General features: G+C 70.6%; 7 protein-coding genes. 4 read left to right on the forward strand and 3 right to left on the reverse strand.

The window, feature by feature from the left end:
• Positions 1–1,418 (forward strand): CHAT domain-containing protein (locus tag ACWF94_RS27440; RefSeq protein WP_453493949.1); only part of this gene is annotated, 1,418 nt, incomplete at its 5' end.
• A gap of 121 nt (positions 1,419–1,539) precedes the next feature.
• On the forward strand, positions 1,540–1,854 hold the full coding sequence (locus ACWF94_RS27445) for a hypothetical protein (protein WP_453493952.1): 315 nt from the start codon (positions 1,540–1,542) through the stop codon (positions 1,852–1,854).
• A 100-nt stretch (positions 1,855–1,954) separates the two neighbouring features.
• On the opposite strand, the gene ACWF94_RS27450 is transcribed toward ACWF94_RS27445, so the two are convergent.
• Positions 1,955–3,100, reverse strand: a complete 1,146-nt coding sequence (locus ACWF94_RS27450) for a PP2C family protein-serine/threonine phosphatase (protein ID WP_453493955.1) — start codon at positions 3,098–3,100, stop codon at positions 1,955–1,957.
• Between the two features lie 214 nt (positions 3,101–3,314).
• Here ACWF94_RS27450 and ACWF94_RS27455 point away from each other — a divergent pair, with 214 nt between their 5' ends.
• Complete coding sequence (locus ACWF94_RS27455; RefSeq protein WP_453493958.1) at positions 3,315–4,544, forward strand: GNAT family N-acetyltransferase; 1,230 nt, start codon at positions 3,315–3,317, stop codon at positions 4,542–4,544.
• 121 nt (positions 4,545–4,665) lie between these two features.
• Here ACWF94_RS27455 and ACWF94_RS27460 read toward each other — a convergent pair whose 3' ends face one another.
• Positions 4,666–5,547: a sigma-70 family RNA polymerase sigma factor gene (locus ACWF94_RS27460; protein ID WP_453493961.1), complete on the reverse strand. Its 882-nt coding sequence runs from the start codon at positions 5,545–5,547 to the stop codon at positions 4,666–4,668.
• An 84-nt stretch (positions 5,548–5,631) separates the two neighbouring features.
• Between ACWF94_RS27460 and ACWF94_RS27465 the strand changes: the two genes are divergently transcribed.
• Complete coding sequence (locus ACWF94_RS27465; protein WP_453493964.1) at positions 5,632–6,519, forward strand: DoxX family protein; 888 nt, start codon at positions 5,632–5,634, stop codon at positions 6,517–6,519.
• Positions 6,520–6,555: 36 nt separating this feature from the next.
• Here the strand turns inward: ACWF94_RS27465 and ACWF94_RS27470 are convergent, their stop codons facing one another.
• Positions 6,556–7,365: an Fpg/Nei family DNA glycosylase gene (locus ACWF94_RS27470; protein ID WP_453493967.1), complete on the reverse strand. Its 810-nt coding sequence runs from the start codon at positions 7,363–7,365 to the stop codon at positions 6,556–6,558.
• Positions 7,366–7,448 lie beyond the last annotated feature (83 nt).

The raw sequence follows: 7,448 nt of genomic DNA on the forward strand, positions 1-7,448 counted from the left end.
AGGCCGGGGCCGCCGGGAACAGCGGGGCGGCCGGGGTGACCGTCTCCACGGCACTCTTCACGGCGATCAACGACGCCTTCGCCTCCACCCTGCTGCACTTCCCGGAACCGGTGTCCTACCAGGGCGAGTCCCTGCTGCTGCCCCACTATCTGAAGCTGCTGCCGGAGCACGAGCCGCGCGGCCGGACCGCACGGACGCTGGAGGACGCGCTGCCCGAGGGCGTGTTCTGGTCGTCGCACATCGAGGACGGATTCCTGTTCTGGTTCGTCGCCCGGGACGGGGAGCCGGTCGGGTTCGGCATGGACGACCTACGGCGGTACGACCGGGTCAAGCCGGTGCTGCTGGCGCTGGCGGGCTTCTCACAGTCGTCCGAGCGCAGGTCCTGGAGCCTGTTCCCGTACAAGCGCGGGCCCGGTGACTTCTACGAGCCGCTGGAGCATCTGGGGAACTGGCGCTCGGCGGAGGAACAGATCATGACCCGCACCATGGGCGATCTGCTGCCCCGGCCGCTGGCCGATGCGCTGCGCGAGGCCACCGGAGACGATCCGCTGCGGCTCACCATCGCCGCGCCCCGGGAACTGACCTGTGTCCCCTGGCCGATCGCGATGATCCCCGGCACCGACGACCGGCTGATCGAACGGGCCACCCTGCGCATGTGGACCTCCACGCCCACCCAGTCGCGGCGTGCGGCCCGGGGGACGGGGCGCCCCGCCTCGCCCGTACCGTTCCTGCTGGCCTGTGACAACCCGGACGGGACACTGCGCGAGCGGACCACGTCATCGGTGGTGCAGAGCGCGAGCACGCTGCTGACGGGCGCGGGCACGGCCGCACCCGGAAGCAAGTCGGCGCCCGGAAACAAGTCGGCGCCCGGAACCGAGCAAGCACCCGGGACCAAGCAGGCGCTCATGGCGGCGCTGCGCCGGATCGGCGCCTCCGCCCAGGGGCTGTTCTTCTACCGTGGCCACGCGTTCCACGACTCCGACCCGGCGTGGTCGGCCCTGCCGCTCGCCGACGACGAATCCGTGCAGGCCGGTGAGCTGTTCGGGCTGCTCGACGACGGCACGCCGTTTCTGCCGGTGCCCTCCCGGGTGATTCTCTCCTGCTGTTCCAGCTCCACCGCGTCGGCTCTCGGCGGCGAGGGGATCGGGCTGGTCGCGGGGCTCATCCACTCCGGGGCCGACCAGGTGATCGCCACCTCCGTCGATGTGCCCGACGTGTCCTTCACCGAGGCGTTCGAGGACCTGATCGTCGCGGGCATGCTCGACCGCCAGGACGGGGACCACGCGGACCTGCTGCGCGGACTGCAACTGCGGATGCTCAGGGAATGGAAGGTCTACTCGCTGCGCGGGGTGTCCGACTACGAGAACGACATCCGCGACCCGCACCCCATCATCTGGGGCTCGTACCACGCCTACTGACCCGTCCTCTCCCCGACTTCTCGGCCCCCACCGCCCGTACGCCCGTACCACCCGTACGACCAGCAGCACCCGTGCCACCCGTACCACCCGTACCCCTGAAGGGAAGCTCTCCGTGATCCCCGTGACAGCACCGACCGAACTGGCCGATCTCCTGGTGGCGGAGGGAGTCGCCATCCGGCCCGGGACCAGGTCGTCCGCGGCGGAGATCGCCCTCGTCGGCGTCACCGCGGTCACCACGACCATCAGCATTCTCCAGGGCCCGGACACGTTCATCCGGCTCACCGGAATCCTCCGGGAGAAGTACGGAAACCCCACGGGCGTCAAGGTCCGGATCACCGCGCGCGGCGAGAGCGTGAACATCGAGGTCTCCGACGACACCGACATCGACGCGGTGGCCCGGCAGCTCCAGGAGGCGCTGGTCGGGGACGACGAGTAGCCCGCGCCCGGCCCTTCGGGCGGACCCGGCGGCTCGGCGGACCGGCGGCTCTGGGCGCGGCAGCGGCTCGGGAACGCGGCAGCGGCTCGAGAACGGGACCTCAGGAGTCCCGGCACACCAGCAGCAGCGCCCGGTCGTCGTTGACGTCCTTCGCGACCGCCTCGATCAGATGCCAGGCGGCCCCCGCGAACCCGAGGGGCACATAGCGGTCGGCCTCGCCCGTCAGCCGGTCCATGCCCTCGGTGAGATCGCGGTCGGACGCCTCCACCAGGCCGTCGGTGAAGAGCATCAGCACATCGCCGGGGCGCAGGGAGCCCTTCACGGGGTCGAACTGCGCCCCGTCGTAGATCCCCAGGAGGGGTCCCTCGGCGTCCTTCTCCTCCCAGCGGCCACTGCCCGCGTTCAGCTGGAGCGCGGGTATATGGCCCGCGGAGAGGAGTTCGTAGTCGCCGGAGTCCAGGTCCAGGACGAGATGGATCGAGGTCGCGAAGCCCTCGTCCCAGTCCTGCCGGAGCAGATAGCCGTTGGCGGCGGGCAGAAAGGCATGGGGCGGCAGCGAGCCGAGCAGGCCACCGAAGGCGCCGGACAGCAGCAGGGCGCGCGATGCCGCGTCCATGCCCTTGCCGGATACATCGGTGAGGACGACTTCGAGGGTCCGGCCGCCGTTGGTGCGGGCCGCGACGACGAAGTCCCCCGAGAACGACTGGCCGCCCGCCGGGCGGAGCGCCATCTCCCGGTGCCAGCCCTTGGGGAGGCGGGGCAGGGCGCTCTGGACGCGGATGCGTTCGCGCAGGTCGAAGAGCATGGTGCCGCCGCGCCGCCAGGGTACGCCGACGCGCGCCCTGAACTGGGCGATCAGCAGCCCGAAGAATCCGCAGGCCGCGACCACGAGCACGGTCCCGGGGGTCACTCTCGCCGGGCCGTCGGTGTACGGGCCGAGCACAAAGGTTTCGACAATCAGACCGCCGGCACATGCCGCGTAAAGACCCAGCAGGCTCGCCGGGCGCAGCAGCAGCGCACCCGCCACGATCGGCAGGACGAGGGCGGCGGGCGAGATCCACTCGGCGTTCTCGATCGTGCCCCAGGTGAAGGCGGGGACGGTCAGCAGCAGTCCGGCCAGCGCGAGCCAGTCGGAGCCGTCGCCGCGGAAGTAGTCGACCGCGGATTTGCGCAGCGCGATACGCACCCGGTGCGTCGCCTTCCGCAACCGGGCCCTGCTCGAATCCACCCCACCGCTATGAGCCATTGTCGTGTGACCCTATCGATCCATCGGCCCTCCGTGCAGGGGGACCCCGGTGACAATGCGTTCGAAATCGGGTCGCTCTGTCGACGTATTGCTTGATAGTCATGGCATATGACAACAGTCCTGCCCGGACGCGCCTGCCGGGACGGTGGGGCCCGGTCGGCGGGTGCGTCATTCCCACTCGCCCCCGTGCCGTACGCCCTGGTAGGGATGAGACATGACGACTGAGCTGCGGGTGCTGAGACCAGCCGAGTGGGACGAGTGGTACGGGACGGTCGAACTGGCCTTCGGTGGTGCGGCAGGGTCTCCTGAGCACCGGGAAGCGGTCCACTCGCTGACCGACTTCGACCGCTCGCTCGCCGTATGGGACGGGGACGAGTGCGTCGGCACGGCCGGATCGTTCCCCTTCCGGATGTCCGTGCCCGGTGGACATCTCGTGCCCTTCGCGGGCATCACGATGGTGAGCGTCGCCTCGACCCACCGCCGGCGCGGGCTGCTCAGCACCATGATGCGCCGCCAGCTCGACGACATACGGGCGTGGGGCGACCCGCTCGCCGTACTGCTGGCGTCGGAGCCCGCGATCTACGGCCGCTTCGGATACGGGGTGGCCAGCCGTCAGCTGCGGGCGGAGATCGACACGGCGCGGGTACGGCTCGCGCTCCCCCCGGGCGCGGACGGGGTCCGGCTGCGGCGGGTGCCGCCCGCCGACGCGATGGCGGCGTGCGAGGCGGTCTACGCCCGGCAGGTCCCCGGCCGTCCGGGCATGATCGCCCGGCTCCCCGGGTGGGACCGGCTCCAGATCCTCGACACCCCCGCCGAGCAGGCGGGCGGCTCTCCCCTGCAGTGTGTGCTGGCCGAACGGGACGGCGACGTCCTCGGATACGTCCAGTACCGGATCAAGCCGTCCTGGGAGGACGCCGGGCCCAACGGCACCGTCGCCCTGCACGACTTCCAGGCCCTGGAGCCCGCCGCGTACGCCGTGCTGTGGGACCACCTCTTCGGCATCGATCTGACCTCGAAGATCAGTATGGGGAACCGGCCGGTCGACGACCCCTGGCAGTATCTCGTCTCCGACATCCGGCGCTGCTCGGTCGGGGTCGTCGACGGACTGTACGTACGCCCCGTGGACATCGGCCCGGCCCTGTCCGCCCGGACCTACCGCGCCCCCGTGGATGTGGTCCTCGACGTCCATGACGACTTCTGTCCCTGGAACACCGGCCGCTGGCGGCTGTCCGGCGATCCCAAGGGCGCGTCCTGTGAACGCACCGCCGACGCCCCGGACATCGCCCTCTCCGTCCGCGAGCTGGGCTCGGCCTATCTGGGTGGCGTGTCCCTGACCACCCTGGCCGCCGCGGGGCTGGTGACGGAGCTGTCCCCCGGCGCGCTGGCGCGGGCTTCACTGGCGTTCGGGGCCGAGCGGGCGGCCTGGGGGCCGCACAACTTCTAGCGATACGGCGCGGCGCTAGCCGCGAGACCAGTGACCTACGATCCACTTCAGGCCCCTGGCCCGCGGTAACGCTGCCTTCTCGGCCTCCGGGGGTCCGCCCGGAGCATGCGGCGCCGCGCTGTCAGGTGTCGAGGATCTCCAGGTTGAGCGAGGCGAGCCGATCGGGGTCGGCGATCAGGTCGATCGCGGTGATCCGGCCGTCGGTGACGGTGAACTCGAACACCACGCGGGGGCGTCCGCCCGTTGCCCACACGGCTCCGGGGGCGCCGTCGACCAGAGCCTCACACGCCACCCGGGCTCGGCCGGAGAACGTTTCGGCCACCGCCGACGCGCCTCGCAGCTCGCGGGCCGCGCCTGTCCGCACGGCCGCCGGATCAGCGCGGAGCACCACGTCAGGGTCGAGCAGCCGGAGGAGTTCGTCGAAGTCGCCGTTGCGTGCGGCGGCGAGGAAGGCACCGACGATCGGCCTGTGGCGGCAGGGATCGGCATCGGGTAGGCCGGCGCCGTGGATACGGCGGCGGGCGCGACTGGCCAGCTTCCGGGTCGCCACCGTTGAACGTCCGACGATGGGCGCGATCTCCTCGAACGGCACGGCGAACACGTCATGCAGGACGAACGCCAGCCGCTCAGCGGGTGACAGCGCATCGAGCACGACGAGCAGGGCCAGCCCGACCGAGTCGCTCAGCACCGCCTGCAGCTCGGGATCCGATGTTTCTCCTCCCGAGCCAAAGCCTTCTGAGAGTTCGGCACGGGCCTCGTCCATCGGCCGCTCGCGCCGGGTCCGACGCGAGCGAAGCATGTTCAGCGCCACCCGGCCGACGATCGTGATGAGCCAGCCTTCCATGCTCCTCACTTCGCCCGGAGCGGAGCGGGAGACTCTCAGCCAGGTCTCCTGAACAGCGTCGTCAGCCTCGGCGGGTGAGCCCAGCAACCGAAGGGCCACGGCCCGCAGCCGGGGCCGGTACTCCTCGAAACGCTCGGCGGGAAACTCGTTCTCGTTCATCGGTCACACTCCCCGGTTGCCGTGTGTCCCCTCTATGACACACCGGAGCCAGTCGATGTGACCGGCGACATGAGGAGTGACCACGTGACCAGGAACGTCAGGACGATCCCGCCTCCCGCGCAGGACCGGCGCAGTGCCAGAGCCGGCGCCAGAGCCAGAGTGCGTACGCCGGTCTACTGGGCGACCACGGTGATCATCGCGGCCGAGTCGGCGATGGGCGGCCTCTGGGACGTGCTGCGCACGGACTATGTGCGTACCATCCTCGAAGAGGATCTCAACTACCCCTACTACGTCGCCATCATCATCGGCGTGTGCAAGCTTCCCGCCGCGGTGGTGCTGGTCGCACCAGGAATGCCGCGCCTCAAGGAGTGGGTCTACGCCGGTGTGTTCTTCATCTACAGCGGCGCCGTGGCTTCGCACATCGCCATGGACGAATTCGCCGCGGCGGCGGGCCCGCTCGGGTTCGCGGCGATCACAGCGGCTTCCTGGGCAACCAGACCTGAACCCCGCCGCGTTCTGAGCTCTCGACCCCGGTACTGGTCCCTCCTCGGGGCACTCGGGTCGCCGGAGCAGACGAGAGCGCGGACGATCGGCTACTGGACGAGCACCGGGATCATCACGTTCGTCCTGCTCTCCGGCGGCTTCGCTGATCTGCTGCGCCGTGAGGGGACCGCTGCGGGCGTACTCGATCTCGGATACCCGGCCTATTTCCTGACCATCCTCGGCATCTGGAAGCTCCTGGGCACCATGGCGCTGCTGGCACCACGCTATCCGCGGCTCAAGGAGTGGGCGTACGCCGGGGCGTTCTTCAACTTCGCGGGCGCCTTCACCTCTCACGCCGTCTCCGGATCCGCCTCGTCCCACCTGCTGTGGACCGGTCTCTTCACCGTCTGCACGCTGATGTCGTGGGCGCTACGCCCCGAAGCCCGCATGCTGACTTCCGAGACCGGCACACCAGCGCGCAGCGGATGAGGTCACCGGCATCGGCGCTGACTTGGCCCTTGGCCCTTAGCCGGGCTGGCAGCCGGGGCACCAGAAGAGATTGCGGGCGGCGAGGTCCGCCGTCCGGATCTCGGTGGCGCAGATGTGGCAGGGCTGCCGGGCCCGGCGGTAGACATAGACCTCGCCGCCGTGGTCGTCGACCCTCGGCGCGCGGCGCATCGCCTCGGGGGTGTGCTCCGGCCGGACCGTGTCGATGCGGTTGTTCCGTACGCCCTCGCGCATCAGGGCGATGAGATCCGCCCAGATCGCGTCCCACTGCGCCCGGGTGAGATCCCGGCCCGCGCGGTACGGGTCGATGCCGTGCCGGAACAGGACCTCCGCGCGGTAGACATTGCCGACCCCCGCGATGATCTTCTGGTCCAGCAGCAGCGCGGCGATCGTCGTACGGGAACGGGAGATCCGTGTCCACGCCCGCTCCGGGTCGTCGCCCGCCCGGAGCGGATCGGGGCCGAGACGGTCGTGTATCGCCGCCTTCTCGCCGTCGGTGATCAGCGCGCAGGTGGTGGGGCCGCGCAGATCGACGTACGCCTCGGGGGTCGCCAGGCGCAGCCGGACGGTGTCGGCGGGCGGGGGCGCGGGCCCGTCCCCGAAGTCGACCCGGCCGAAGAGCCCGAGGTGGACATGGATCCAGCCGAGCGGGCCGAAGCCGAGGAAGAGGTGCTTGCCGTGGGCCTCGGTGCCGGACATCACCTGGCGGTGGAGCAGGGCCGCGGAGTCGGAGAACTTGCCCTGGGGGCTGCTGACGTCGAGGGGCCGGCGGCGGAAGCGGGCACGGTGGTCGGCGGCGAGGCGGTGGATGGTGTGCCCTTCGGGCAAGGTACGACTCCCTCGTATCCCGGGTCCGGGGCCCTGGCCCGGTTCCGGTCCATGTTTCCGGGTGCGTGGCCGGGTCCGTGTTC

The organism is Streptomyces sp. NPDC055078 (assembly GCF_053607985.1).

What these genes read in the sequence shown, in the direction of transcription:
- ACWF94_RS27450 (WP_453493955.1), bottom strand. Translation starts at nt 3,100, where the DNA reads ATGGCTCATAGCGGTGGGGTGGATTCGAGCAGGGCCCGGTTGCGGAAG.
- ACWF94_RS27455 (WP_453493958.1), top strand. Translation starts at nt 3,315, where the DNA reads ATGACGACTGAGCTGCGGGTGCTGAGACCAGCCGAGTGGGACGAGTGG.
- ACWF94_RS27460 (WP_453493961.1), bottom strand. Translation starts at nt 5,547, where the DNA reads ATGAACGAGAACGAGTTTCCCGCCGAGCGTTTCGAGGAGTACCGGCCC.